Source organism: Pantoea sp. S61 (assembly GCF_016625145.1).
GTDB lineage: Bacteria > Pseudomonadota > Gammaproteobacteria > Enterobacterales > Enterobacteriaceae > Pantoea > Pantoea rwandensis_B.
On record NZ_JACVUO010000007.1, the window covers coordinates 163,042 to 188,159 of the forward strand.

At 56.1% G+C, this 25,118-nt stretch carries 22 protein-coding genes and 1 riboswitch; of the genes, 7 read left to right on the forward strand and 15 right to left on the reverse strand.

Annotation, left to right across the window (positions count from 1 at the left end; genetic code table 11):
- Positions 1-3: 3 nt before the first annotated feature.
- From kdpD to IAE30_RS15575, 10 genes are all read right to left on the reverse strand, one after another.
- Positions 4-2,679, reverse strand: a complete 2,676-nt coding sequence (gene kdpD / locus IAE30_RS15530; RefSeq protein WP_038644214.1) for a two-component system sensor histidine kinase KdpD — start codon at positions 2,677-2,679, stop codon at positions 4-6.
- Between the two features lie 120 nt (positions 2,680-2,799).
- Complete coding sequence (gene kdpC / locus IAE30_RS15535) at positions 2,800-3,372, reverse strand: potassium-transporting ATPase subunit KdpC (RefSeq protein ID WP_038644212.1); 573 nt, start codon at positions 3,370-3,372, stop codon at positions 2,800-2,802.
- An 11-nt stretch (positions 3,373-3,383) separates the two neighbouring features.
- Positions 3,384-5,432 (reverse strand): potassium-transporting ATPase subunit KdpB, encoded by a 2,049-nt coding sequence (kdpB, locus tag IAE30_RS15540; protein ID WP_200680332.1) that lies wholly within the window; start codon positions 5,430-5,432, stop codon positions 3,384-3,386.
- 7 nt (positions 5,433-5,439) lie between these two features.
- Positions 5,440-7,119 carry a potassium-transporting ATPase subunit KdpA gene (gene kdpA, locus IAE30_RS15545; RefSeq protein WP_038644210.1) on the reverse strand — a complete coding sequence of 560 codons (1,680 nt, stop codon included), beginning with the start codon at positions 7,117-7,119 and terminating at the stop codon, positions 5,440-5,442.
- Entirely contained in the window at positions 7,119-7,208 is a 90-nt protein-coding gene (gene kdpF / locus IAE30_RS15550; protein ID WP_064511346.1) for a K(+)-transporting ATPase subunit F, read from the reverse strand. The genes kdpA and kdpF overlap by 1 nt, the downstream gene beginning before the upstream one ends.
- Before the next feature lie 108 nt (positions 7,209-7,316).
- Positions 7,317-8,480, reverse strand: a complete 1,164-nt coding sequence (locus IAE30_RS15555) for an HD-GYP domain-containing protein (protein ID WP_038644209.1) — start codon at positions 8,478-8,480, stop codon at positions 7,317-7,319.
- 263 nt (positions 8,481-8,743) lie between these two features.
- Positions 8,744-9,076, reverse strand: a complete 333-nt coding sequence (locus tag IAE30_RS15560) for a HigA family addiction module antitoxin (protein WP_038644208.1) — start codon at positions 9,074-9,076, stop codon at positions 8,744-8,746.
- 42 nt (positions 9,077-9,118) lie between these two features.
- On the reverse strand, positions 9,119-9,427 hold the full coding sequence (locus IAE30_RS15565) for a type II toxin-antitoxin system RelE/ParE family toxin (protein WP_071845581.1): 309 nt from the start codon (positions 9,425-9,427) through the stop codon (positions 9,119-9,121).
- A 221-nt stretch (positions 9,428-9,648) separates the two neighbouring features.
- Positions 9,649-10,608 (reverse strand): 2-hydroxyacid dehydrogenase, encoded by a 960-nt coding sequence (locus IAE30_RS15570; RefSeq protein ID WP_045832207.1) that lies wholly within the window; start codon positions 10,606-10,608, stop codon positions 9,649-9,651.
- Positions 10,589-11,983, reverse strand: a complete 1,395-nt coding sequence (locus IAE30_RS15575) for an MFS transporter (RefSeq protein ID WP_200680333.1) — start codon at positions 11,981-11,983, stop codon at positions 10,589-10,591. The genes IAE30_RS15570 and IAE30_RS15575 overlap by 20 nt, the downstream gene beginning before the upstream one ends.
- 468 nt (positions 11,984-12,451) lie before the next feature.
- Here IAE30_RS15575 and IAE30_RS15580 point away from each other — a divergent pair, with 468 nt between their 5' ends.
- On the forward strand, positions 12,452-13,366 hold the full coding sequence (locus IAE30_RS15580; protein WP_200680334.1) for a sugar ABC transporter substrate-binding protein: 915 nt from the start codon (positions 12,452-12,454) through the stop codon (positions 13,364-13,366).
- Between the two features lie 228 nt (positions 13,367-13,594).
- Here the strand turns inward: IAE30_RS15580 and IAE30_RS15585 are convergent, their stop codons facing one another.
- Entirely contained in the window at positions 13,595-14,089 is a 495-nt protein-coding gene (locus tag IAE30_RS15585) for a GNAT family N-acetyltransferase (protein WP_200680335.1), read from the reverse strand.
- 62 nt (positions 14,090-14,151) lie between these two features.
- Here IAE30_RS15585 and IAE30_RS15590 point away from each other — a divergent pair, with 62 nt between their 5' ends.
- Positions 14,152-15,984: an ABC transporter ATP-binding protein gene (locus tag IAE30_RS15590; RefSeq protein WP_038644202.1), complete on the forward strand. Its 1,833-nt coding sequence runs from the start codon at positions 14,152-14,154 to the stop codon at positions 15,982-15,984.
- On the opposite strand, the gene IAE30_RS15595 is transcribed toward IAE30_RS15590, so the two are convergent.
- Positions 15,981-17,105, reverse strand: coding sequence for a GNAT family N-acetyltransferase (locus tag IAE30_RS15595; RefSeq protein WP_200680336.1), 1,125 nt, complete (start codon positions 17,103-17,105; stop codon positions 15,981-15,983). The genes IAE30_RS15590 and IAE30_RS15595 overlap by 4 nt on opposite strands.
- A gap of 231 nt (positions 17,106-17,336) precedes the next feature.
- On the opposite strand from IAE30_RS15595, the gene IAE30_RS15600 reads away from it, so the two are divergent.
- From IAE30_RS15600 to IAE30_RS15610, 3 genes are all read left to right on the forward strand, one after another.
- A complete protein-coding gene (locus IAE30_RS15600; protein WP_038644200.1) occupies positions 17,337-18,236 on the forward strand; it encodes a LysR family transcriptional regulator in 900 nt (299 codons plus the stop codon).
- A 99-nt stretch (positions 18,237-18,335) separates the two neighbouring features.
- Positions 18,336-19,277 carry a glutathione S-transferase family protein gene (locus IAE30_RS15605; RefSeq protein ID WP_200680338.1) on the forward strand — a complete coding sequence of 314 codons (942 nt, stop codon included), beginning with the start codon at positions 18,336-18,338 and terminating at the stop codon, positions 19,275-19,277.
- A gap of 11 nt (positions 19,278-19,288) precedes the next feature.
- A complete protein-coding gene (locus IAE30_RS15610) occupies positions 19,289-19,894 on the forward strand; it encodes an alpha/beta hydrolase (RefSeq protein WP_200680340.1) in 606 nt (201 codons plus the stop codon).
- Here the strand turns inward: IAE30_RS15610 and IAE30_RS15615 are convergent.
- The gene (locus IAE30_RS15615) at positions 19,891-20,688 is read right to left on the reverse strand and encodes a sugar phosphate isomerase/epimerase (protein WP_200680341.1); all 798 of its coding nucleotides are present in this window, start codon (positions 20,686-20,688) and stop codon (positions 19,891-19,893) included. The genes IAE30_RS15610 and IAE30_RS15615 overlap by 4 nt on opposite strands.
- A 118-nt stretch (positions 20,689-20,806) precedes the next feature.
- Complete coding sequence (gene crcB / locus IAE30_RS15620) at positions 20,807-21,184, reverse strand: fluoride efflux transporter CrcB (protein ID WP_038644194.1); 378 nt, start codon at positions 21,182-21,184, stop codon at positions 20,807-20,809.
- 91 nt (positions 21,185-21,275) lie between these two features.
- A riboswitch (Fluoride riboswitch) is annotated at positions 21,276-21,351 on the reverse strand.
- 302 nt (positions 21,352-21,653) lie between these two features.
- Between crcB and IAE30_RS15625 the strand changes: the two genes are divergently transcribed.
- Positions 21,654-22,571, forward strand: coding sequence for a nucleoside hydrolase (locus IAE30_RS15625; RefSeq protein ID WP_200680342.1), 918 nt, complete (start codon positions 21,654-21,656; stop codon positions 22,569-22,571).
- 362 nt (positions 22,572-22,933) lie between these two features.
- Here the strand turns inward: IAE30_RS15625 and IAE30_RS15630 are convergent, their stop codons facing one another.
- Positions 22,934-23,962, reverse strand: coding sequence for a zinc-binding alcohol dehydrogenase family protein (locus IAE30_RS15630; protein ID WP_200680343.1), 1,029 nt, complete (start codon positions 23,960-23,962; stop codon positions 22,934-22,936).
- Between the two features lie 135 nt (positions 23,963-24,097).
- Between IAE30_RS15630 and IAE30_RS15635 the strand changes: the two genes are divergently transcribed.
- Entirely contained in the window at positions 24,098-25,000 is a 903-nt protein-coding gene (locus tag IAE30_RS15635) for a GntR family transcriptional regulator (RefSeq protein ID WP_200680344.1), read from the forward strand.
- The last annotated feature ends 118 nt before the right edge of the window (positions 25,001-25,118 follow it).

Below are 25,118 nucleotides of genomic sequence, written 5' to 3' on the forward strand. Positions count from 1 at the left end.
AAGTTATTTCAGCGGTTCTTCAGAAATTTCAGGGGCCGCTGGCAGCGGTAGTGACAAGCGAAACTCTGCGCCCCCTTCCGGTCGATTTTCCGCCCAGATGCGTCCGCGATGGGATTCAATTATGGTTTTGCTGATGGCCAAACCCAGCCCGACACCGGGCACAGCCGACTCCTTATCACCGCGCGCAAACTTGTCGAAAATACGCGTCATGTTCTCAACGGCGATGCCCGGACCGTTGTCCCACACCGCAATCTCCAGCCGCTCTTTATCACGCCAGGCGCGAATGCCATGCTGCGCGGCGTTACCGGCATATTTGAGGCTGTTCTCAATCAGGTTGGTGAACACGCGCTCTAACATCGCGCTGTCGCCTTTGATCAGCACCAATTCCGGCGGCAAATCGAGTGCAAAATCGTGTCCTGTTAGCGACGGCCCCATACTGCTCAGCGCGCCGCCAATCACTTCATCCAGCGCCACCCACTCTTCGCGCAGGTTAAGACCGCCGGACTGAATACGCGCCATATCCAGCATATTGCTCACCAGCCGAATGGTGCTTAACGTCTGCTCGCGAATCTGATTGGCCTGCCCGACATATTTTGAGTCCTCACCGGCCAAATCCAGCATCAGCATTTCCGCCTGACCGAACAGCACCGTCAGCGGGGTTCGCAGGTCGTGTGAAAGTGCCGATAGCAGGGCATTACGCAGTTGCTCACGCTCTGCCGCCAGCCGTGAGGCCGCTTCACTCTGCGACAGCGCCATGCGCTCCAGTGCGTTGGCGATCAACACCGTGAAGGTTTCCACCAGACGCTGCTGTTCGGGAATCATCAGTTGGCGCAGATTCTCTGGCTCAACCACCAATAAACCCCGGCAGTGATTCCCGCTTTTCAACGGCAGAATTTGATACGGCACCGCAGGCAAGGTATCGGTGCCTGCACCCGCGGGTTGCGCTTTGCTAAAGCTCCATTTGGCGATGCCGAGATCGGGCGGCGTACCAATACCGCTCTCACCCACTGCCTGTAACTCGCCCTGCTCATCCGGCAGCAGTAGCTGGCTGCGTGCCTGCAAGGTGACATCAATCACTCGCTGGCTAGTGGCGGCGATATCCTGCGGCGTGAGCGCGCTGCCGAGCGATTTTGCCATCTCATACAGATGGCGCGCACGCTGTTCACGATAGCGCGCCACTTTAGCCTGATAGCGCACGCCTGCTGTCAGGTTCCCGACGATCACTCCTACCGCCAGCATCACCGCGAAGGTCACCAGATACTGCAAATCCGATACCGCCACGGTGCCGGTGGGGGCAACAAAGAACAGGTCAAAGGCCAGGATGTTGATCACCGTGGCAAACACCGAAGGCCAGCGACCAAAGCGCAGCGCGACTAACACCACGGCTAACAGATAAATCATCACGCCGTTGGCCGGATCGAACTCCACCAGCAGCCAGCGACCCACGGTCGTCACCAGAATGCACAGCGCAATCGCCATCAGGCAGCCGCGCAGATGCAGCCGCCACTTATCACTGTTGGCCGGTTTACCGCCCAGCGGATGCGGTGCGTCGCGCACCGGCTCGTCCAGTGCCACCACCAGTAAATCGAGGTCTGGGCCGAGCTGCCCCAAACGCTGAGCAAAGCTGTCGCGCCGCCAGCGTCGCTGTGGCTGGCGTCCGGTGACAATTTTGCCGAGATTGTGCTCACGTGCGTAACGCAGCACGGCACGGGCTTCATCGGGATCGGAAAGCGTGGCCGTTTCCGCACCCAGTTCTTGTGCCAGTTGCAGGGTGCGCAGAATAGCGCGACGACGCGCTTCCGGCAGGCGATTGAGGCGCGGGGTTTCTACATACACCGCATGCCATTCGCTGCCGAGACGGGCGGCTAAACGCGCTGCGGTGCGCACCAATTTTTCGCTGCCGGTGTCATCACCGATGCACAGCAAAATAGCGTCGCGCGTGTGCCACACTTTGTCGCGGCCTTGCTGATCGCGCCAGGCACGCATCTGATCGTCAACACGATCAGCGGTACGGCGCAGCGCCAGTTCGCGTAGGGCAAACAAGTTGCCTTTGCGGAAGAAGTTTTCAATCGCGCGTTCAGCACGATCGCCGACGTAGACTTTGCCCTCTTTCAGCCGTTGACGCAGATCGTCCGGTGGCAGATCCACCAGCACCACCTCATCGGCGCTATCGAAAAACGGATCGGGTACGGTTTCGCGCACCTGAATACCGGTCACACCGCCAACCACATCGTTGAGGCTTTCCAGATGCTGCACGTTGACGGTGGTGATCACGTCGATGCCCGCTTCCAGCAACTCTTCGATGTCCTGCCAACGTTTGGGATGACGCGAACCCTGTACGTTGGTGTGCGCCAACTCGTCCATCAGAATCACTGCCGGATGGCGTGCCAGTGCCGCATCGAGGTCGAATTCAGCGTGCCGTGAACGCCCAGTCGCGCGACGTGGCAAAACCGCCAGGCCGTTGAGCAGCGCAGCGGTTTCTTCACGTCCATGGGTTTCCACCACCCCCGCCAGCACATCAAGGCCTTGCGCACGTAAGCGCTGTGCTTCCTGCAGCATGGCGAAGGTTTTGCCCACGCCCGCACAGGCACCGAAGTAGATTTTCAGCTTACCGCGATGGCTGTCACTGTGATTGAGCAACAGCGCATCGGGGTCCGGGCGGGTGATTTCATCGTTCATTCGTTATCCGTTATACCAACTTGCGACAAATCGCGTAGTCGTCATCGGCGCGCTCATCAAAACGGTCGCCATCAATGACGACCCTACGGTTGTAGGGTGCGCATTGATGCGCACCGGGTTTTATCCTTGCAACGCATCCAGCGCCATATTCAGTCGCAGCACGTTCACCGTCTCTTCACCGATAAATGGCAGCAGCGGGCGTTCGGTGTTGCGGGCAATCAACGCTTCCACATCCTTCACCGCCATATTGCGTGCCGCAGCGATACGGGGTGCCTGCCAAAGTGCGGCTTCCGGCGAAATATCCGGATCAAGTCCACTCGCCGATGCCGTCACCAGCTCAACCGGTACCGCAGCAGGAGCCTGTGGATTGGCTGCACGCAGCGCAGCCACGCGTTCCGCCACGGCTTTATCCAGCGCCGGATTACTCGCCGCCAGATTGCTACCGCTGGAAGCCAACGCGTTGTAAGGCGTATCGCCGGTGGCCGACGGGCGGCCCCAAAAGTGTCCCGGCTGGCTAAAGGCTTGCCCGATTTGATCGGAGCCGCGCACCACGCCATCTTGCTCAATCAACGAACCGTTGGCCTGAGACGGGAACCACCACTGCGCCAAACCCGTGGTCAGCAACGGATAAACCGCGCCGGTTAACAGCGTCAGCAGTATTAACAATACAATAGCCGGACGTAACTGACTCATTTCTCTTCTCCTTAAACCAGGCCAAACAGCGTCAGCAGCAGGTCGATGGCTTTAATACCAATAAACGGCACCACAAGTCCGCCCACACCGTAAATCCACAGATTGCGGCGCAACAGGGCAGCAGCACTCATTGGGCGATAACTCACGCCCTTCAGTGCCAGCGGGATCAGGAACACAATCACCAGCGCGTTAAAGATCACCGCCGACAGAATCGCCGAGTTCGGCGAGTGCAGCGCCATCACGTTCAGCATATTGAGCTGCGGATAGGTCGCGGCAAAAGCGGCCGGAATGATGGCGAAATACTTCGCCACGTCGTTGGCAATACTGAAGGTGGTCAGCGAACCGCGCGTCATCAGCATCTGTTTACCGATGTGCACCACTTCCAGCAGTTTGGTCGGGTTGGAGTCGAGATCGACCATGTTCCCAGCCTCTTTCGCCGCCTGCGTACCCGAGTTCATGGCCACCGCTACATCGGCCTGTGCCAGTGCAGGGGCATCGTTGGTGCCGTCACCCGTCATCGCCACCAGGCGCCCTTCTGCCTGATACTGGCGAATCAACGCTAGCTTGGCTTCCGGTGTCGCTTCCGAAAGAAAATCATCCACGCCCGCTTCTGCCGCAATCGCCGCCGCCGTCAGGGGGTTATCCCCGGTGATCATCACGGTTTTGATACCCATCTTGCGCAGTTCAGCGAAGCGCTCTTTGATACCGCCTTTCACAATATCTTTCAGTGCCACCACGCCCAGCACCTGCGCCCCTTCGGCCACCACCAGCGGTGTGCCCCCGGCACGCGCCACTTCTTCCACGCTGGCGTTAACTTCAGCGGGGAAACGACCGTGATTGGCTTCGATATGGCGACGAACGGCATCAACTGCGCCTTTACGGATCAGGCGGTCTTGCACATTGACGCCGCTCATGCGCGTTTGTGCTGAGAACGGAATAAAGCTGGCCCCCATACTGCTGAGATCGCGTTCGCGCAGGTTAAATTTTTGCTTCGCCAGCACCACGATACTGCGCCCTTCCGGGGTTTCATCCGCCAGCGAGGCCAACTGCGCGGCGTCCGCTAACTGCTGTTCGGTAACGCCGGGCGCGGGCATAAACTGCGTCGCCTGGCGGTTACCCAGCGTGATGGTGCCGGTCTTATCCAGCATCAACACATCCACGTCGCCCGCCGCTTCCACTGCACGACCGCTGGTGGCGATAACGTTAGCGCCGAGCATGCGGCTCATCCCCGCCACGCCGATCGCCGACAGCAAGCCGCCGATGGTGGTCGGAATCAGGCACACCAGCAATGCCACCAGCACCGTCACGCTCACTGGCGTGCCGCCATAAGCGGAGAACGGCCACAAGGTTGCGGTTGCCAGCAGGAACACGATGGTCAGCGACACCAGCAAAATGGTTAGCGCAATTTCGTTGGGTGTTTTACGGCGTTTGGCGCCCTCCACCATGGCGATCATGCGATCAAGGAAGGTTTCGCCCGGATTGACGCTGCACTGAATCACCAGCCAGTCGGAAAGAATGCGCGTACCGCCGGTGACCGACGAAAAATCGCCGCCGGATTCGCGGATCACCGGAGCCGATTCACCGGTAATCGCACTTTCATCCACTGAAGCACCGCCCTCCAGCACTTCACCGTCGCACGGGATGATGTCACCGGCTTCCACCAGCACCACATCGCCTTTTCGCAGCGTGTCGGCCGCCACGTTGTGCCACTGGGCACCGTGGCGCGGCTCAGCCAGTTTTTTCGCATCGCTGGTTTTGCTGATGCCTTTCAGACTGTTGGCCTGCGCGTTACTGCGCCCTTCCGCCAGCGCTTCGGCGAAGTTGGCAAACAGCACGGTGAACCACAGCCAGATGGCAACCCCAGCGGTAAATCCGGCGTTGCCGCTCAGATGGCCGGTGAGCATCCCGATAGCCAGCAGCGAGGTCAGCACGCTGCCCAGCCACACCAGGAACATCACCGGATTGCGAAACTGCACGCGCGGGTCGAGTTTTTTCACCGCATCGAACATGGCGGTGCGCGTTAACGCCGCATCAAACAGCGCCAGTTGTTGACGACTCATGATTCCGTTATCCCTGAATTAATTGCAGATGTTCCGCCACTGGGCCGAGCGCCAGCGCGGGGATAAAGGTCAACGCCCCCACCAGCAACACGGTGCCAATCAGCAGCGCGATAAACAGTGGGCCGTGGGTCGGCAGCGTACCGTTGCCCACCGGCTGGATTTTCTTCACCGCCAGCGAACCGGCAATCGCCATCACCGGGATGATGATGCCGAAGCGTCCGATCAACATGCAGAAGGCCAGTAACAGGTTCCAGAACGGCGTGTTAGCGCTTAAGCCGGCAAAGGCACTGCCGTTGTTGTTCGCCGCCGATGAGACGGCATACAGCACTTCACTGAAGCCGTGAATGCCGGGGTTAGCCATACCAGCGCGGCCTGCATCGGTCATCATTGCCAGTGCAGTTCCCAGTAGCACCAAGGTCGGCGTCACCAGAATCGCCAGTGCGGTCATTTTCATCTCCCACACGTCGATCTTTTTACCCATGTACTCAGGTGTGCGACCAATCATCAGACCGGCAATAAATACGCCGAGCAGCACAAACAGCAGCATGCCGTACAACCCAGCACCTACGCCGCCGAACACCACTTCTCCCAGCTGCATCAGCCACATCGGCACCATTCCGCCGAGCGCGGTGAAGGAATCATGCATGGCGTTCACCGCGCCACACGACGCAGCGGTGGTGATTACCGCAAACAGGCTGGAGTTGAGGATGCCAAAGCGCGTCTCTTTGCCTTCCATGTTGATGGCGCTGTCCGCCCCCAACGTCAGGAAGTGCGGGTTGCCGCGCAGCTCCGCCCACATCACGGTCACCACTGCCAGCACAAACATGATGGTCATCGCCCACAGCAGCATATGGCCCTGACGACGGTCGCCCAGATGCTGACCAAAGGTGAAACACAGCGCAGCGGGGAGCAGGAAGATACTCAGCATCTGCACAAAGTTGGTCAGCGCGGTCGGATTCTCAAACGGATGGGCCGAGTTAACGTTGAAGAAGCCCCCACCGTTAGTGCCCAGCATTTTAATCGCTTCCTGCGAGGCCACCGGACCGAGCGGCAGCGTTTGCTGTGCCCCTTCCAGCGTGGTGAGTGCGTGGTATGGCTCAAACGTCTGGATGCTGCCCTGATAAACGAAGAACAGCGCCATCAACAGGCTGATCGGTAATAATACATAGACGGTGATGCGCGTCAGGTCGCGCCAGGCGTTACCCAGCGTAGCCAGTGAGCGATTGGCAAACCCACGAATCAGCGCAAAGGCCACCGCGATACCGGTCGCCGCCGACAAGAAGTTTTGCACCGTGAGGCCCGCCATCTGGCTAAAGTAGCTCACCGTGCTTTCGCCGGCGTAGGCTTGCCAGTTGGTGTTAGTGACAAAACTGATGGCGGTGTTCAGCGCCAGATCCCAGCTCAGATTAGGCAGGTGTTGCGGGTTCAGTGGCAACGATCCTTGCAGCATCAAAATTGCCAGTAGCAACAAGAAACCCAGCGCATTGAACAGCAGAATCGCCAGCAGATAGTGCGGCCAGCGCATCGCGCCGTTTTCTACGCCCGCCAGCCGCCACAGCGCCCGCTCGGTTCGTGGCAGCAGCGGTTTGTCGGCCACCAGCACCGCAAGAAAACGTCCCAGCGGTTGTGCCAGCACCATCAGCACCAGCAGGAACACCGCAATCAGTAAAAACGCATTCGCAGCCATCAGAATGCCTCCGCATTAAGCAGGGCATAAATCAGGTAGCCCAACAAGATAAACACCAGCACGATGCCGGTAATCACGCCCACGCTCACAGCAACCTCCAGAGGATTTGGTAGTGCTGCAAGCATGCGCGGCGCGGCATAAAGAAGGGGTAAAAAGGCGGGAATCCGGCGTAAAGAAAGTATAAAAATGCAGTCGAATTAGGCGGTTTCCAGTGCCCAGATACGATTGAGGTCGATGTTCTGCCACAGGCTATTGTCTTCGGCCCCCGTGATACTGTCGGTGCAGAACGAATCCCCGAGATCCAGCTCTTCAGGTTTCACTTCACGTTGCGCGTGTAAAGACCAGAACACATGCACTTTGGGTTTCAGCAATGATTTTTCGCCAGCCTGCACCACCAGCGCTACGCGCCCAGACGCGAGTCGCACCAGCGATCCCACTGGATAAATGCCAATGGTGCGCACAAAGGCGTGCAATAGCGTGTTATCGAAATGGCCGCGCCAGCTCAGCATGTTGTGCATCGCTTCGGCGGGCGTCCAGCCTTTGCGGTAAGGACGATTAGAGGTGACAGCATCATAGACATCGCACACCGCGGCCATGCGGGAAAACAGCGAGATCTCTTCCCCTTTCTGGCCATGCGGATAACCACTACCGTCAAATTTCTCATGATGATGCAGCGCGATATCCAGCAGGTCTTCGCCCGCATCGGCCTCCATGAGCATCTGCGCACCAACAATCGGGTGCTGACGCATAACGGTAAACTCTTCTTCAGTGAGCTTGCCGGGTTTGTTGAGGATTTCAAGCGGCACCGCCGATTTCCCCACATCATGGAGCAATCCGCCCATGCCTACACGCCGCTGCTGGTGCTCATCAAGCCCCATTTTTTTACCCAACGAGATCATCAAACCGCACACTGCCATGGAGTGCAAATAGGTGTAATCGTCGTGATTTTTCAGCCGCGCCACGCTAAGCAGTGCCGTCGGTTCACGGGTAATCGACCCGGCAATATCGTCCACCAGATCCATCGTATAGTCGAGATCCAGCCCCTGCCCCATACGGGCTTCGTTAAACATCGCCAGTACCTGCGGCTTGCCCTGATTAAAGATGGTTTGCGCCTGGTCCAGCTCTTTAAAAAAGGGGGTTTGCGGAATGGCTTTTTTCGGCGCAGGCTTTGCAGGTGCCTGCACCGACTTATCGAGATCGATCCAGATTTGCTGGATCCCTTCGTTGCGGATCATCGCGATCTGGCGTTTATCGGTGATCAGCATTTGGTTGCGAATGCGTTTGTCCTTGAGCCACCAAACCTCGAGTTTGTGGATGAACATTCCCTGCCGCAGTTCGTCAACGTTAATCAGCTTTATCACGATATCGCTCCTTAATATCAGTGGATGGTAAGGAGAGGTATCGGCAGCTGAGCAAATATTCTTCAGGAGTGATTTGTGCGATCTTTCGCGGTGTGATTTATCGCTCATATCTCGAGCGACCGTTCAGTAGATGGATGGACAAAAAACTCAGCGAGCGGTGGCGGCACTATTCATCGTACGTGTTTACAGCCGCAGAGCTGCTGACAGATACGCAATAAATTGCGCCGCTACGCTTTTCTGTATGGGTTTAGGGTTATAACTCGTCAGGCAACCTGCATACCGCGCTGTGCCATAAAAGTGCTTAGCGGGATGACACGGCTTAACTCTTCCTGCGTGCGGGCATCATTTTCAACTTCCCATTGGTCCTGATAACGCTGGAGGTTGAGCCAGAAATCAACGGAAGTATCAAAAACGGCCGCTAAACGGTATGCCATTTCTGTAGTCAGTTTGCGATTGTTATTGACCATCGCACTGGCGGTGTTCCTGTGCACATTCAGCATCTCAGCTAAATCATTCACTTTGAGATGAAGGGGTTCGAGGAACTCATACTGCAGCACATCACCAACACTGGTGGGCTTACGTTTTGCCTGATTCATTTTTGTGTCTCTTTGCTGGTAATTTTCGACCACAAGCAGTGGTTATCGGTGGTTTTTATAAGAATGCGGATCGAGATAAAGATCGCTGGCTTCGCCATTCATCCAGCGAAATATGAGTCGATATTGCTCATTAACTCGGATGGAGTAATACCCCAGCAAAGGAGGCTTCAGGGCTTCAAAACGATTTCCGGGCGGCGAGCGCAGGTCACGATGCGTTTTAGCGGCATTGATGATATCGAGCTTACGCGCGAGCGCGGATTCAATTGTTTTGGGGAGGCACCTGTGTGGTAAGGCATAAATAAAAAATTGCTCAAGCCAATCATCCCGAAAATGTCTAATTGCACCCTTCATATGCTTCCCTGCCTGAAAATTAAATCAGGCAGGCAAGTTAACGCCGAAATGCACAATATCAAAGTGCAATATTTAACATATTATGAAGTATTCTAGCGAGATTACAAAATTATTTTGAGATTCAAGAAAACTTCATATGAACTGTGAGCAACTTAGCATTGTGCAGCCGCTACGTTTGCCTGTATGCATCGGTAACGGCGCTATTTATCATGCAGCAGAAGCTATACCACCCGCGTCAATACCGCTTCACCCTGCGAGAACGCCAGCAGGTTTTCAAACACCAGATCCGCCATCGCGGCCATGGTTTCATGGGTGCTGCTGGCGAGATGCGGAGTGATCACCACATCATCACGCTTTAGCAGTGCGGCAGGCACCGCCGGTTCGTGCTCGAACACATCCAAACCGGCACCCGCAATCTCACCGACTTCAAGCGCCGCAATCAACGCCTGCTCATCCACCACGCTGCCGCGCGCAATGTTAATCAAAAAACCTTGTGGCCCCAGCGCACGCAGCACCTCAGCATTGACCAGGTGATGCGTCGATGCGCCACCCGGCAGCGTCAATACCAGGAAATCCGCCTGCTTTGCCAGTGATAGCAGCGAGTCATGTCGCGTGTAAGGCACATCCGGGCGCGAGCGCGGGTTGTAAAAATGCACTTCCATATCAAACGCCTGCGCGCGCTTCGCCAACTGTTTACCAATACCGCCTAGCCCCACAATTCCGCACACTTTCCCGCCGACTTTCGTTGTCAGCGGATAACGTCCTTTCGTTTGCCAGTTACCGGCGCGCACATAACGATCCGATGCGCTGATGCGGCGCGCCACATCCAGCAGCAGCGCCATGCCGGTATCGGCCACGCAACTGTTGAGCACGCCTGGCGTGTTAGTCACCACAATGCCACGCGCTTCGGCAGCCGCGATATCAATGGCGTCGTAGCCGACACCATTACTGCAAATCACTTTCAGATTGGGCAAACGCGCCAGCAATTCTGCATTGGCACCCATTAGCGCATTACCGCTGGTCACCAGTGCATCGATGCTGGCACCGTGTTCTGCCAGCCAGGCCGCCTGGTCTTCCTGCTGCCACAGGCGCGAGGTAGTGAAATGCGCGTCGAGATTATCCTGCAGCCGCTGCGGCAACAGCGGCCCTTTCAGCAGCACGTTAAACGGCTTTGATCCCATCTTGTTTCCCCTGAGTTTCGTAGGATGTTGCAGACGAATCCTGCTCGTCGCCGACACGTTCAATCGGGCCCATGACAAGCAGGAACAGCAGCGCCGCGACAATGCAATGCGCGCCAACGAACACCAATCCAATACTGTAGCTACCGGTCACACCAACGATGATGCCAAACAGCAGTGGCGTGATAAATCCGGCCATATTCCCGATACCATTAAAGATCGCGCCCGCCAGACCCACAGCTTCTTTCGGTGCGGTATCGCTAACAATCGTCCAGGTTCCCGCGCCCGCCGCTACGCCTTTGCCAAAGAAGGCAAACGACATAATGGCGATAATGCCGGCATTGGTCGGGATCACGGCTGCCAGAATCAGCGAGGCGGCCATCAGCATGCCGACGATATAGGGCGTTTTGCGCCCCCACGACAGGCTCCAGCCGTTAGCCAGCAATTTGTCAGAGATGTAACCGCCGCTGATGCCACCAAGGAAGCCAAACAGCGCCGGTGCAATGGTGGCAAAGCCCGCTTCCATGATGTTCATGCCGCGTGCCTGCACCAGGTAAATCGGGAACCAGGTGATAAAGAAGTAGCTGAGCGCAATGATGCAGTACTGCCCGATATAGGCGCACCACAGCATGCGATTGCTGAGCAAGGTCTTGAACATCGCTTTGCTCAGCGGTGGGCGGGCTTTCAGCGTTTGCGCTGAATCGATATCCACCAGCGCACCCCCCTCCTCAATATATTTCAACTCTGCGGCTGACACATGCGGATGCTGTTTTGGGCTGCGCATATACCAACCCCACACAAACACCGCCAGCACGCCAATGCCACCCAGCACAAAGAACGGCCACTCCCAACCGAAGCGAGACACCAGCCAGCCGGAGAGCGGCGAGAAGATGGCAACGGCAAAATACTGCGCTGAGGCAAACAGCGATGAGGCTCGGCCACGTTCGGCGCCGGGGAACCACATGATTACCGCACGGGCATTGGCCGGAAAACTCGGCGCTTCAATCAGGCCGAGCGCGAAGCGCAGCGCAAACATCAACACCAGCGCCATGGTCATGCCGTTGGAAAATTCGCCAATAAAGCCCATTAAAATGGTAGAAACCGACCACAGCGCCAGCGTCACGCCGTAGACTTTTTTAGTGCCGAAGCGGTCAAGGAATATCCCACCGGGGATCTGACCGATCACATACGCCCAGCTAAACGCCGAGAGGATCAGGCCCAGCTGGATCGCCGACAGACCAAACTCCTCTTTGATCGCCGATCCGGAGATCGACAAGATCGAACGATCGGCATACGCCACCACGGACAGAAACAGGATCAGGCAGAGGATCCAGATACGCACATGGCTGTTCTCATTGCGGTTTTTGCTTAGTAACATGGCTGAACCCCTTGATGAAGGAGCGTCCTGCTCCGAAGCGATGATGTTCAGGAATACCGCTTAAATTTCACTGTTCAGCAACTATAGAGAGCCAGATGTGAGGTGGTCATTGTGCGAATGGAGGAATCCTTGCGGTAATTTTGCGTCCGTTTTGGCATCTGCCACAAAGCAGGGTGCGGCGCTGCACAGAACCTTAAATAAGCCGATGCTTTTACGCCGGAATGTGCGCCAGCTCTGAGAAAAACCTTCGCAACATCACTATGAGCCTGCAAATCATCATCCACCGGCTCGTCACATGAGGCCGCCAGCATGATGCACCCGCGAGCAAAATGTGCGCTTAGCTGCAAAATCCATACATGTTGATTGTCAGGGTCCTTACCGCCTCGTAGTCTGAAAATGATTTCATTGAGCCATTTTAACTCTCATTGAAACATTCATTCTAATAACAAGCTTACCCTGGAGTCCGCGATGAAAACCCTCAAGGCGATACTGTTGCTTGGCCTGCTGTCCAGTTCTGCCTCCGCTTTGGCAGAGAAAATCGGCGTATCAATGGCGTATTTCGATCAGAACTTTTTAACCATTATTCGCCAGTCGATTGATAAAGAGGCCAAGGAGCGCGGACTCGATGTGCAATTTGAAGATGCGCGCGGCGACGTTGGCCGTCAGACCGATCAGGTGCAGAGCTTTATCGGGGCGGGCGTTGACGCCATCATCGTCGACCCGGTGGATTCCGCCAGCACGCCGCAGCTGACCAGGCTGGCGCAGCAGGCAAAAATCCCGCTGGTGTATGTCAACCGCACGCCAGGCGACAAAACGCTGCCCACGGGCGTGGTGTTTGTCGGTTCGGATGAGCGCGAGTCCGGCACGTTGCAAATGGAAGCCCTGGCGAAAATGGCCAACTACAAAGGCAATGTGGCGATCATGATCGGTAATCTGACTGATGCGGGCGCGCTGCAACGCACCAAAGATGTGGAGCAGGTGGTGGCGAAATATCCGGGCATGAAAGTGGTGCAGAAGCAGCCGGCCAACTATGCACGTAATGAAGGCATGGATCTGATGCTCAACTGGATCGGTAACGGCGAGGCGATTGATATCGTCGCCGCTAACAACGATGAAATGGCGATTGGTGCTGCGATGGCGCTGGCGAAGAGCAACAAGAAGATTCTGGTCGGCGGGATCGATGCCACGCCGGATGGTCTGAAAGCCATGGCGCAGGATAAAATGCAGGTCACCGTGTTCCAGGATGCGATTGGTCAGGGTAAAGCCTCGGTGGATGTGGCGCAGAAGCTGATTAAAGGCGAGAAAGTGGATTCACACGTCTGGATCCCGTTCGAGCTGGTGACCAAAGAGAACATGCAGAAGTACGTGGAGAAGAGTCAGTAACGTTTGCACGGTCGCCATAAATGGCGACCCTACGAACCCCTCATCCCCTCCGTAGGGTGCGCATTTATGCGCACCTGGCCAAATATCGCACAAGCCTTAATGACGCATTTATGCACACCTGCCCAAATACCGCACAAGCTTTAATGACGCATTTATGCGCACCTGGCCAAATACCGCACAAGCCTTAATGACGCCTTTATGCGCGCCTGATCAAAGCCCGCACGTCACTTAATCGCGCAGTTTCGCCATCACCACGATGTCGTGATACTCGCCCTCACGCAGACAGGCTTTGCGTTTCACCCCTTCCTGCTCAAAACCCAGGCGCTGATAGAGGCGCAGCGCTCGTTCGTTATCGTGAAACGCTTCCAGCTCAATACGCACCACGCCGAGCCAGTTAAAGGCATAATCCATGGCGTTACGAATCAGTTTCTCACCGATGCCCCGCCCGCCAAACGCCGGATCGACGCTGATACCAAAACTGATGCTGTGGCGCGTGCGCGGCCGCTGCTCAACAAACAGCGTTAGCTCGCCCACCATCTGGCCATCAATTTCGGCCACAAAGCCGATATAGCCTGCCGCGTCCATGTTCTCGAATTTTTTCTGCCAGGTTTGCACACTGGGAAACGGCAGCTGCGTGGTCCAGCGATAGACCTCAGGGTAGCTGTAAAGGCGTTGGTATGCGGCCGCATCGGTTGGTTCGCGACCGCGAATGATCAGATCCATGTCGGTAATCCCTTTCAATTGCACTAAGCTGTTAACTCTTACCAAACGGAAAGAGTGACTGTATGTTGTATCGTCGTTTTGAACGTTTTATCAATATTTTCCAGGATGCACCAACCGATTCTCCCCCTTCCAGCGTCTGGCCGTTTTACCTCTATTATCTGCGTCAGGTGTGGCCGAGCTTTGTCGCCCTGCTGATTGTGGGATTAGCGCAGGCGCTGATTGAAGTGGCGCTGTTCAGCTACCTCAGCCGCATCATCGATTTAGTGAATCACTCAACGCCCGCCACGCTGTTCACCGACAACTGGCAGGTGCTGCTATGGATGGGTTTTGTCGCGCTGATTCTGCGGCCGGTGATTATTGCGCTGCACGATATGCTGGTGCATCAAAGCATTAACCCGAGCATGACCAGCATGATCCGTTGGCAGCACCACAACTACGTGCTGCGTCAGAGCCTGAACTTCTTCCAGAACGATTTCGCCGGGCGCATCGCTCAGCGCATTATGCAGACCGGTAATTCCCTGCGCGATTCCGCAGTGCAGCTGGTGGATGCCATCTGGCATGTGGTGATTTACGCCGTGACGTCACTGGTGCTGTTCGCCGAAGCCGACTGGCGTTTGATGATTCCGCTGATTATCTGGATCGTTGCCTATAGCGTGTCGCTGAGCTTCTTTGTGCCGCGCGTAAAGCAGCGTTCAGTGGTTTCTTCAGAAGCGCGTTCTAAATTGATGGGCACCATAGTCGATGGCTACACCAACATCGCCACCATCAAACTGTTCGCGCACAACGATTTGGAAAAGCGCTACGCGCGCGAAGCGATTCAGGAGCAAACCGACAAAACCCAGCACGCCAGCCGCATGGTCACCACCATGGATATCACGCTGTCGACGCTGAATGGCCTGTTGATTGTCAGCACTTCCGGGCTGGCACTGTGGCTGTGGAGCCAGTCGCTGATCAGCGTCGGTGCGATTGCATTAGCCACCGGCCTGGTGATTCGCCTGGTGAACATGTCCGGCTGGATTATGTGGGTGGTGAACGGCATCTTTGAAAACATCGGCATGGTGCAGGATGGATTGAACACCATCGCGCAGCCGCTGAGTGTGCAGGATGAACCGCAGGCGAAAAACCTGCAGGTGACGAGCGGGCAGATTCGATTTGAAGATGTACGCTTTGATTACGGCGGCAGCCGCCAGGTGATCAATCGCCTCAACCTGAATATCAAACCGGGTGAAAAAATCGGTTTGATTGGGCCATCCGGCGCGGGTAAATCAACAATGGTGAACCTGCTGCTGCGACTGTACGACATCAACGGCGGGCGTATCCTGATTGACGATCACAACATCGCCGAAGTGACGCAAGAGAGTCTGCGCGGCCAGATTGGCATGATTACTCAGGACACCTCACTGCTGCATCGTTCGATTCGAGAAAACCTGTTGTACGGGCGACCGAACGCCACGGAAGATGAACTACAGGCGGCGATTATTCGCGCCCGTGCCGACGAGTTCATTCCGCTGCTGTCCGATCCACAGGGCCGCACCGGGTTGGATGCACATGTGGGTGAGCGCGGAGTGAAACTGTCGGGCGGTCAGCGTCAGCGTATCGCCATCGCCCGCGTGCTATTGAAAGATGCACCCATTCTGATCATGGATGAGGCGACTTCCGCACTCGATTCTGAGGTAGAAGCGGCGATTCAGGAGAGCCTGGAAACGCTGATGCAAGGCAAAACGGTGATTGCCATTGCGCACCGCCTCTCAACTATCGCCAAAATGGACCGACTGGTGGTGCTGGATAAAGGCGAGATTGTTGAGATGGGCAATCACCGCGAACTGCTGGCGCATAATGGACTCTACGCGCGTCTGTGGCAGCATCAGACCGGTGGTTTTGTCGGCGAAGATTAATCTCCGCGTCGATACGGCAGGGCTTCGCGCGCCTCAATGGCATAGGCGCGAATCCCTGCCCGTTCCTGCACTAAGTACTCTTCTACGGCTTCACGCAATCCCGGATGGCACAGGTAGTGCCATGAATGGGTAATCTGCGGTTCGAAGCCGCGCACCAGTTTGTGCTCGCCCTGCGCACCGGCATCAAAACGCTGTAATCCTTCGGCAATGGCGAAATCCATGCCCTGATAAAAGCAGGTTTCAAAGTGCAGACTGTCAAACTCTGCCAGACAGCCCCAGTAACGCCCGTACAGCGAATTGCCATCCACCAGATAGAACGCCATGGCGGCCGGATGGCCCTGCAGCGTGGCCATGACTACGCGAATCGAGCGCGGCATGCGTTCGGCCAGCAGGCTAAAGAATTGCCGGGTGAGGTAAGGACGCTGACCACGTACCGCATAGGTGTTGGCGTAGCAGGTGTAGACGAAATCCCACTGATCTTCGCTGAGTTCGTCACCACGATACCAGTTGAACTCAAAGCCGCTGCTTTGCACCTGCTCCCGCTCTTTACGCAGCTGTTTACGTTTGCGTGACATCAGCGTGTCGAGGAAGTCCTGAAAATCGCGGTAGCCTTTATTATGCCAGTGATACTGGATGCCGAGACGCGCGAGCCAGTCGGGCTGCTGTTCCATCACATCGTTGGCGAACGGCGTGGTGAAATTGATATGTGCACCGCTCAGGCCATGCTGTACCAGTTCATCAGGCAACGCCGCGAGCAGTTGGCTGATAGCGGCTCCTTCACCCAATAAACGCGCACCGGTGACCGGGCTAAACGGGATCGCACCCAGCCATTTTGGATAGTATTGAATGCCGGCGCGGTGGCAGGCATCGGCCCACGCATGATCGAATACGTATTCACCTTGCGAATTGCGTTTGCGATAGCCCGGCAGCGCGGCGCTGAGCACGCCCTTTTCCCGCCACAGTAAGTGATCCGGTTGCCAGCCGTTTTCCGGCCGCACGCTGCCGCTCTCTTCCAGCGTGAGCAGAAAGGCATGGCGTAGAAACGGTTGATCGTCAGGTAACAGCGCATCCCATTCGAGGGCGGAAATCTCCGCCAGCGATGACAGATGAAGCAAAGACATGCATGGCTCCCGGCCAGCTAAAGGCAAGGTGCTAGTTCAACAGGTTTTGCTGCGCGGGAAAAGATGCGGCGCACTGAATGTATAGCGGCATTGTTCGGTGAGGTGCGCATAAAGACACATCCTTCGTTCCTGCAATATCGCAATTTATGGCAACGATTACATTGAGCGCACGCGATAAACAGAAATCCCGCCCAATCACGTATACTCACCCTTTTCACCTCAGGAACCGCCATGGATCGCCTCGATTGTGACCGCATGTTTGTCGCTGTGCTGGAAGTCGGCAGTTTTGCTGGTGCCGCCGAGCGCCTTGGCACCAGCAGCGGGCAGGCGTCCAAGCTGGTTTCCCGGCTGGAACAAGAACTGGGCGTGCAGTTGTTTAAACGCAGCACGCGTGCACTGTCACCCACGGAAGTGGGTCGTGCCTATTACGAACGCGTGAAAACGCTGCTGGAGGCGTTCGACACGCTGGATGCCACGGTGCGAGAAAACGCCACCACGCCGACGGGGCGCTTAAAAATCAGCGCGCCCGGCACCTTTGGTACCGCGGTGCTCGCCAGCGTACTCGTGGCGTTTGCACGTCACTATCCGCTCATTGAACTGGATGTTAACTTCTCCGATCGTGCAGTGAACATCGTCGATGAGGGCTTCGATATGGCGATTCGCATTGGCAAGCTGGATGACAGCAGTCTGATTGCACGTCGTCTGGGCGATGTGCCGATTCGCGTGGCGGCCTCGCCGGGCTATCTACTGCAACACAGCACACCGCAGCACTGGCGTGACCTCGCGACGCATCAATGTATTAGCGACACCAACTTCCGCGATCCCTGGCACTGGCCATTTGTTACACCCTGCGGCGACAGTGTCAGCATGCCGATTCGTGGCCGCTTGTGTTTCTCCAATACCGAAGCTTGTTTGCAGGCAGCGATTGCCGGATTGGGTATCGCCCGTCTGCCGGGTTTTATTGCCGCACCGGCGTTGCAACGCGGTGAAATCGTCTCGCTGCTGGAAAACTTCGCCACGCCGCCGATGGGGCTGTTTGCCCTCTATCCTCCCGCCCGCCATCTGGCGCAGAAAACTCGCTTACTGATTGATTTCCTCGCCGATCATTTCCAGCAGCATCCTCCCGGCTGATTCCTTCCAATTTGGAAGCAATGAAAGCCATTTTGCCCGGATTATCACCTAACCAGCAGCGCGGTATGCTCACTCCATCACCAGAGAGGAGTCGAGCATATGTTGGTTAATGGTAAGTGGAGCGCAGAGTGGCATCCGGTTCAAGCCACCGATAAACAGGGCGGATTTGTCCGTCAGACGTCCAGTTTTCGCCACTGGATTACCGCAGACGGCTCCAGCGAATTTGCCGCCGAGCCGGATCGCTATCATCTGTATGTGGCGCTGATTTGCCCGTGGGCTTCACGCACGCTGGTGGCGCGCAGCCTGAAAGGGCTGGAAAACGTCATCAGCGTCTCGGTGGTCGAGCCGCAATTGGGTGCACAAGGCTGGCATTTTGGTGATTATCCGGGTGCTGATCGTGACTGGCTCAATAAAGCCGAATACATCCATGAGTTATATACCCGCGCCGATGCTGACTTTACCGGCCGCGCGACCGTGCCAGTACTGTGGGATAAAAAGACGCAGACCATTGTGAACAACGAATCTGCTGACATCCTGCGTATGCTCAACAGCGGGTTTGGCGATCTGGCAGACAACAGCCTCGATCTTTATCCAGAGGATCTGCGTGCTGAGATCGACGCGATCAACGCATCGATCTATCCACGTCTTAACAACGGCGTGTATCGCACTGGTTTTGCCACTACGCAGGTGAGCTATCAGCAGGCGTTTAATGATGTGTTCAGCCAGTTAGACGAACTTGAACAGCGTATGAAAGATGGCCGTACCTTCCTGCTCGGCGAGCGCCTGACTGAAGCCGATATCCGTTTGTTCGTGACGCTGGTGCGTTTTGACGTTGCCTATCATGGCCTGTTCAAATGCAACCTGCGCCGTCTGCGCGACTATCCGCTGCTCGATCGCTATCTGAAGAGTATGCTGGCAGTTTCAGGTGTGCGTCAGACAGTGAACATCGACCATATCAAACAGGGTTACTATTCGATTAAGGCGCTGAACCCGAATGGGATTGTGCCGGTAGGCCCGGATATGGCGGATTATGGTTTATAAGGAGCAGGAAGATGGCAAAAGCATTAGTGATTTTTTTACATGGGGTGGGCAGTAATGGCGACGATCTGGCGGTACTCGGCCAGCACTGGGCCAGCCTGCTGCCGGATGTGGCTTTTGCCTCGCCGAACGCGCCCTATCCATTTGAACATGCGATGGGTTATCAGTGGTTTAGCCTGACGGGCATTACCCCAGAAAATCGTCCGGCTCGCGTGCGTCAAGCCCGCGAGGCGTTTGATGAAACACTGCAACAACTGATGGCGCAGCACGGTATGGCGGATTCCTGGGATAAAGTCATTCTGGTGGGCTTTTCTCAGGGTTCGATCATGGCGCTGGATGCACTGGCATCTGGCCGTTATCCGCTGGCGGGCGTGGTGGCGTTTTCCGGCCGGTTGTCTTTTGAGGGTGCATTAACACCCAACCCGCAGACCCCGGCCCTGCTGATTCACGGCAAAGTGGATGATGTGATTCCGTTTAGCGAGAGTGAATCTGCGGTAGCGCGTCTGCAGGCGGCAGGCGTCACGGTGGAAGCGCGCTATGAAGCCGCTACCGGCCACACCATTTCGTCACAGGGTGCGATGCAGGCAGCCGCATTCATTGCCCAGTGTTTGCAGGACTAAGGCCAGTAGCGATTCAATGCGCGCCAGGCTTGTTGCGCGGCCACTTCCGGCGGTTGCGCTTTCAGCCCATCGTTAAACACTTCAATGCCGACCGGGCCACGATAGCTGGCGCTTTTTAGCTTATCGACAAAGCGATCCACTTCAATAATGCCGTCACCGGGCAATAAGCGCTGGTGACGCGCAAAATCGCTCAGCGCGCCCCTCTCTTGCGGCGGCATCTCTGCCATATCACACAGCTGCACTTCATAGATACGATCGGCAGGAATGCCATCCAGCTGCGAGGCATCACCGCCTAAAGCACAGATGTGGAACAGATCGACCACCAGTCCAATATTCGGCTGGTCCAGACGCTGCAATCGTTCCCACGCCAGCGGCAGCGTATTATCTACGCTGCACCACGCCATGGGTTCGTACATGATGCGCATGTTATAGCGCGCGGCTTCCGAGGCCATCCAACGCAGATCTTCATCGATGCGCTCCGCCACGCAATCTTCACGCGTGGTGGCCGGTGCCTGAATGGTGTTGCAACCGATAGACTGCGCAATCTGGATAAACTGCCGCAGCTCTTCACGCTTCTGTAAACGTTCGCGGTCAGGGCTGCCGGTAAAGTCGCGCAGTACCTGAACATTGGTAAATCCCAGGTTTAACTCTTGGGCCAGCTGCGGCGTACTGGCCTCCACATCATCCCGCCAGATTTCGACCTGATCGAAACCGGCGGCACGGGCCGCGCGCAGTTTCTGCTCAGGTTCACCGTTTAACAACACCAGGTTAAGGAATTTGGGGTTACTTCGCATCAACGGGCTCCCTAATCGTCCGGATAAATCGGTGACAGGTTCTGCTTGTCACGCAAACAGAACAGCGACCAGTATCTACCTCTTAGGCGTTATTTCAAGCCCGTGATGCGCAGGGCTTTTATCCCAGCAGATTCACCACCGCAAAGCCGGCGAAGGTCATCAGCACAGACCCCACTACGTGAACCATGACGCTCGACATTGCCCACAGATATTTACCGGATTGCAGCATCACCATGATCTCTGCGGAAAAGGCCGAGAAGGTGGTGAGGCCCCCGCAGAAGCCGGTGATAATCAGCAGCTTCCATGCGGGATCGAGGTGAGGATTTTTCATCAGCCACGCCATGGCGCCACCGATAATAAATCCACCGATCAGGTTCACCATCAAGGTGCCCGGCGGCAGATTAGGGAACAGTGCATTAAAGCGAATCGAGATGAGCCAGCGCAGCGTGCAGCCCACGGCACCACCGAGCACAACAGCCAGTAACGACTTCAACATACTTTTGGAGCTCCTGAAATGAGTTACGCGCAGGGCCGCGGCAGGACAGAAAAACGCCTGACACACCGCCGTCTCCCGCGCAGGGATACGAGTGTTGTCAGGCGTCATCAGCCGTCTGTTTCCAGAACGGCGGTTGGGGAAGGTGGCACGCCATCACCTTAGGGGGACGATAATACGCTGGCGCAGCGGGGGTGACAATATCGGAGGGCTAATCCGTCGTGACCTGGATAAGGTCTTTCAACAACTCTTCTCGCGTCATTCCCGTATTTGCTGCTTTATCTTTCTCTGAGAGAGCAAGTAAGGTGAGTAAAGCACAGTGTTCCTGGTAACGCTGGCCTTGACCAGATGGCGCAATGAATATCAGCGATTTTATTATCATGCATATTCCTGATTAATTTTCGCGTTTATAGCACATTCATCATCTTGATATTTTTGCTTCACTTCCATTTATACAAAATTGGAGATCCCGATGCGTACCCTGATTTTTGACACTGATATTGGCGTGGATGACGCTTTTGCGCTGGCCTATGCGGCTAAGACTCAGCAGCTGTTGGGCATCACCACGGTATTCGGTAATGTGGCGGTGGGCCAGGCGGTGAAAAATGCCCGGCTGTTCTGCGAAATGATGGGGATTGAAGCATCGGTGTATCGCGGCTGCTCGCGTCCGCTGGCGTTGGCCCCTTCGGCACCCGCCACGCTGCACGGTCTGGATGGATTGGGTGATGCGTTCGAGAACTCACACAGTGAAGAAGCACCCAGCGCGGTGCAGTTCATTATTGATAGCGTGCGCGCGCAGCCTCATGCCATCACCATCGTGGCGATTGGTCCGCTGACCAATATCGCCAGCGCCATCAATCAGGCGCCGGATATCATTCCACTAATGAAAGAGTTAGTGATCATGGGCGGTGCCTTTGGCACTGACGGCCATTCCGGTAACGTCTCACCGTTTGCCGAGTTCAATATCTGGAAAGATCCGCATGCTGCCGATCAGGTGCTGGCCTCGGCGCTGCCGGTGGTGGTACTCCCGCTGGATGTGACGCACAAGGTGCTGATTACCGGCGATGAAGTGCGGCAGTTAAATCAACCGGTATTGAGCGCCATCTGCCGTCCTTATCTGGCCTACAGCCTGCAAAAAGAAGGGTTTGATGGCATGGCGCTGCATGACACCTTGACACTTTCCTGGCTGGCATTGCCGCAGGCGTTCACCGTGACCGAAGCACCAGTGCGCGTGATAACGGAAGGCATCAGTCGTGGCCAAACAGTACGGCGTCTCAGCGCCCTCGCCTCACGTGAAGATCCGTTTGCCGGACTCCGCCCACAGCGCTTGTGCCTCGGCGTGGATGCTGAAGCGGTGCGAGAACACTTTTTTGCCACATTGCGGGCATGAGATTGATGGTCGCTATCAATGGCGTAATGCTTGCCCGTTAAGCGCCGGGTGATAACGCAGTCTGGTACCGTTCCGGGGCTGGCTGCTCTGAACTTTCAGTGCGTGTTGTCAAAAACGACACGATGGTTGAGGCCAGAGCGCCTCTGCTGCTGCAAGGGCTATCCGCAGCGCGGAGGCTTTTACGTTGGGCCAGGAGCCAGACGCAGGGATGCGACTGGCAGTTCGGGTTGGCCTGGATGGCCTTACCCGAACGGTCCGTAGGCACGACGTGCAAGCCGAAGGCACCGCGTCAGCGGCGCGAGGACGGCCCGGCAGCTGCAGAGGTGCTCTGGCCCGCATTGGCGCGCAGTTAACCGCACCGACTACCTCGCAAAATGAATCACACCTTTGATCAGCTCACGATTGTTAATCACCTCTGCCTCAAAATTCTCAGCCAAAGTAGAAAAATCATAATGCCGATTGAGCATAATGTCGGCGCGTAGCTGACCCGAAGCCATCAGTTCACCGACTTTGGCGAAATCTTCGTGCGTGGCATTGCGGCTGCCCATTAACGTTGTTTCACGTTTGTGGAACTCAATGTCAGGAATCACCAAATCGCCTTTATGCAAGCCGACAAACACAATGGTGCCGCCATGACGAATCAGCTTCACCGCACCGTTCATCGCCGCTGGATTGCCAGTAGCATCAATCACTTTCGCTGCCAGACGTCCACCAAACTCCGCACGCAACGTGGCTTCGAAATCCTCGGCCATCGGGTTGAGGGTCGCGAGCCCCAGTTTGTCTGTGACATGCGCGCGTCGCGGTTCGCTGGTATCGGCCACCACTACCTGGGCACCCGCCGCAGCCGCTATTGCCGCGACACCCAGACCAATCGGCCCGGCTCCGACCACCAACACCTGCTCATCCGCTGCCACCGCCGCACGTCTTACCGCATGTGCACTGATGGCAAAAGGCTCGATCAGTGCCGCCGCTTCCGGCTCTACATCATCAACAGCTAACAGGTTGCTGGCGGGTACGCTAAGGAACTCGCAGAAGCCTCCATCCTGATGTACGCCAATCACCGAAATATTTTCGCAGCAGTTGGTCTTCCCACTCAGGCATGCATCGCACTGCTGGCATGAAACATAAGGAATGAGCGCCACGCGCTGGCCAACCTGGAAACCCGTTACCCGACTGCCCAGTTCCACCACTTCGCCACACAGCTCATGGCCCAGCACGCGTGGATAGCTAAAGAACGGCTGGTTACCCGCCCAGGCATGAATATCGGTGCCGCAAATCCCGGCGGCGATCGGTTTAATCACAGCCTCCTGGGCGGCCGCTGTCGGTTTCTCTCGCTGCTGCCACACCATTTTGCGTGGTTCGGCAACCACCAGAGTTTTCATTGTTGTCATGGGATTCTCCTGTGCTGATGTCGCAGTTATGGCGAAAATCGCTGATATCCGCTTTTTGCACATCCCGATCTGTGAGGCAGGCCAATTTTTTTGGGCTTTGTGTGGTTTTTAATAAATAAAAAACCGGAGAATCGCATGAGCCGAAGCCTGAATTTACGCCAGAACGTGATCAATCAAATGCTGGAAGGCATCGCCAAACGCCACATCCGTTCTCCGCTGCCACCGCAGGCTGCGCTGGCTGAAATGTTCAATATCAGCCGTACCACCGTGCGCCATACCTTGCAGCATCTGCATGAGCGCGGCGTGCTGGATAAGGTTGAGGAAACCTACGTTATCGTGCGCGATCCCAGCGAACAGGATGGCTTTAGTGCATTAACGCCTCCGATTGACCAGCAAGCGCGACAGTTTGAACAGACGTTTTTTAATCTGATCAATCAACGCCAACTCATGCCCGGCGATAGCTTTAGCGAGTTGCAGTTGGCGCAACAGGTGAAAACCAGTCCTGTGGTGGTGCGCGAGTTTCTGCTGCGGTTTATGCGTTACGATCTGCTGGAACTGGTCAAGCGCGGCCATTGGCGCATGAAAAAGTTTGATCAACTATACGCTGAGAACCTGTTCGAACTGCGTGAAATGCTGGAAACACATGCACTTACCCGCTTTCTCAACCTACCCTCCAGTGATGAGCGCTGGATTCAGGCGCGCGACCTGTTAGATCGCCACCGTGCCATGCGTGACACCATCGCCAGTAACTACCGCCACTTTGCCGCGTTGGATAAAGAGATGCATACGCTGATTCTGTCAGCGGCTAATAATCCGTTCTTCAATCAGTCACTGGAGATCATCTCCGTGATTTTTCATTCGCATTATCAATGGGATGAAACAGATTTAAAACAGCGTAACATCGTGGCACTGGAGGAACATATGGCTATTCTGACCGCGCTAATCAGCCGCCGGGATGTCGAAGCTTTGTGCGCGTTACATAACCATCTTGGTACGGCGAAGTCATCGATGATCCGCTGCATTCGTCAGTACAATTAAAAACCGATTAAAAACCACAATTCTGAAGCGCCCGCACGAATCTGAAACATCCTCGCAACATCCCAACCGGTTTACTTCTAGTCTCCAAAGCAATCCGTTGTGGCAGCACCGTTTCGCT

What these genes read in the sequence shown, in the direction of transcription:
- kdpD (WP_038644214.1), bottom strand. Translation starts at nt 2,679, where the DNA reads ATGAACGATGAAATCACCCGCCCGGACCCCGATGCGCTGTTGCTCAAT.
- kdpC (WP_038644212.1), bottom strand. Translation starts at nt 3,372, where the DNA reads ATGAGTCAGTTACGTCCGGCTATTGTATTGTTAATACTGCTGACGCTG.
- kdpB (WP_200680332.1), bottom strand. Translation starts at nt 5,432, where the DNA reads ATGAGTCGTCAACAACTGGCGCTGTTTGATGCGGCGTTAACGCGCACC.
- kdpA (WP_038644210.1), bottom strand. Translation starts at nt 7,119, where the DNA reads ATGGCTGCGAATGCGTTTTTACTGATTGCGGTGTTCCTGCTGGTGCTG.
- IAE30_RS15560 (WP_038644208.1), bottom strand. Translation starts at nt 9,076, where the DNA reads ATGAATCAGGCAAAACGTAAGCCCACCAGTGTTGGTGATGTGCTGCAG.
- IAE30_RS15565 (WP_071845581.1), bottom strand. Translation starts at nt 9,427, where the DNA reads ATGAAGGGTGCAATTAGACATTTTCGGGATGATTGGCTTGAGCAATTT.
- IAE30_RS15570 (WP_045832207.1), bottom strand. Translation starts at nt 10,608, where the DNA reads ATGGGATCAAAGCCGTTTAACGTGCTGCTGAAAGGGCCGCTGTTGCCG.
- IAE30_RS15575 (WP_200680333.1), bottom strand. Translation starts at nt 11,983, where the DNA reads ATGTTACTAAGCAAAAACCGCAATGAGAACAGCCATGTGCGTATCTGG.
- IAE30_RS15580 (WP_200680334.1), top strand. Translation starts at nt 12,452, where the DNA reads ATGAAAACCCTCAAGGCGATACTGTTGCTTGGCCTGCTGTCCAGTTCT.
- IAE30_RS15585 (WP_200680335.1), bottom strand. Translation starts at nt 14,089, where the DNA reads ATGGATCTGATCATTCGCGGTCGCGAACCAACCGATGCGGCCGCATAC.
- IAE30_RS15590 (WP_038644202.1), top strand. Translation starts at nt 14,152, where the DNA reads ATGTTGTATCGTCGTTTTGAACGTTTTATCAATATTTTCCAGGATGCA.
- IAE30_RS15595 (WP_200680336.1), bottom strand. Translation starts at nt 17,105, where the DNA reads ATGTCTTTGCTTCATCTGTCATCGCTGGCGGAGATTTCCGCCCTCGAA.
- IAE30_RS15600 (WP_038644200.1), top strand. Translation starts at nt 17,337, where the DNA reads ATGGATCGCCTCGATTGTGACCGCATGTTTGTCGCTGTGCTGGAAGTC.
- IAE30_RS15605 (WP_200680338.1), top strand. Translation starts at nt 18,336, where the DNA reads ATGTTGGTTAATGGTAAGTGGAGCGCAGAGTGGCATCCGGTTCAAGCC.
- IAE30_RS15610 (WP_200680340.1), top strand. Translation starts at nt 19,289, where the DNA reads ATGGCAAAAGCATTAGTGATTTTTTTACATGGGGTGGGCAGTAATGGC.
- IAE30_RS15615 (WP_200680341.1), bottom strand. Translation starts at nt 20,688, where the DNA reads ATGCGAAGTAACCCCAAATTCCTTAACCTGGTGTTGTTAAACGGTGAA.
- crcB (WP_038644194.1), bottom strand. Translation starts at nt 21,184, where the DNA reads ATGTTGAAGTCGTTACTGGCTGTTGTGCTCGGTGGTGCCGTGGGCTGC.
- IAE30_RS15625 (WP_200680342.1), top strand. Translation starts at nt 21,654, where the DNA reads ATGCGTACCCTGATTTTTGACACTGATATTGGCGTGGATGACGCTTTT.
- IAE30_RS15630 (WP_200680343.1), bottom strand. Translation starts at nt 23,962, where the DNA reads ATGACAACAATGAAAACTCTGGTGGTTGCCGAACCACGCAAAATGGTG.
- IAE30_RS15635 (WP_200680344.1), top strand. Translation starts at nt 24,098, where the DNA reads ATGAGCCGAAGCCTGAATTTACGCCAGAACGTGATCAATCAAATGCTG.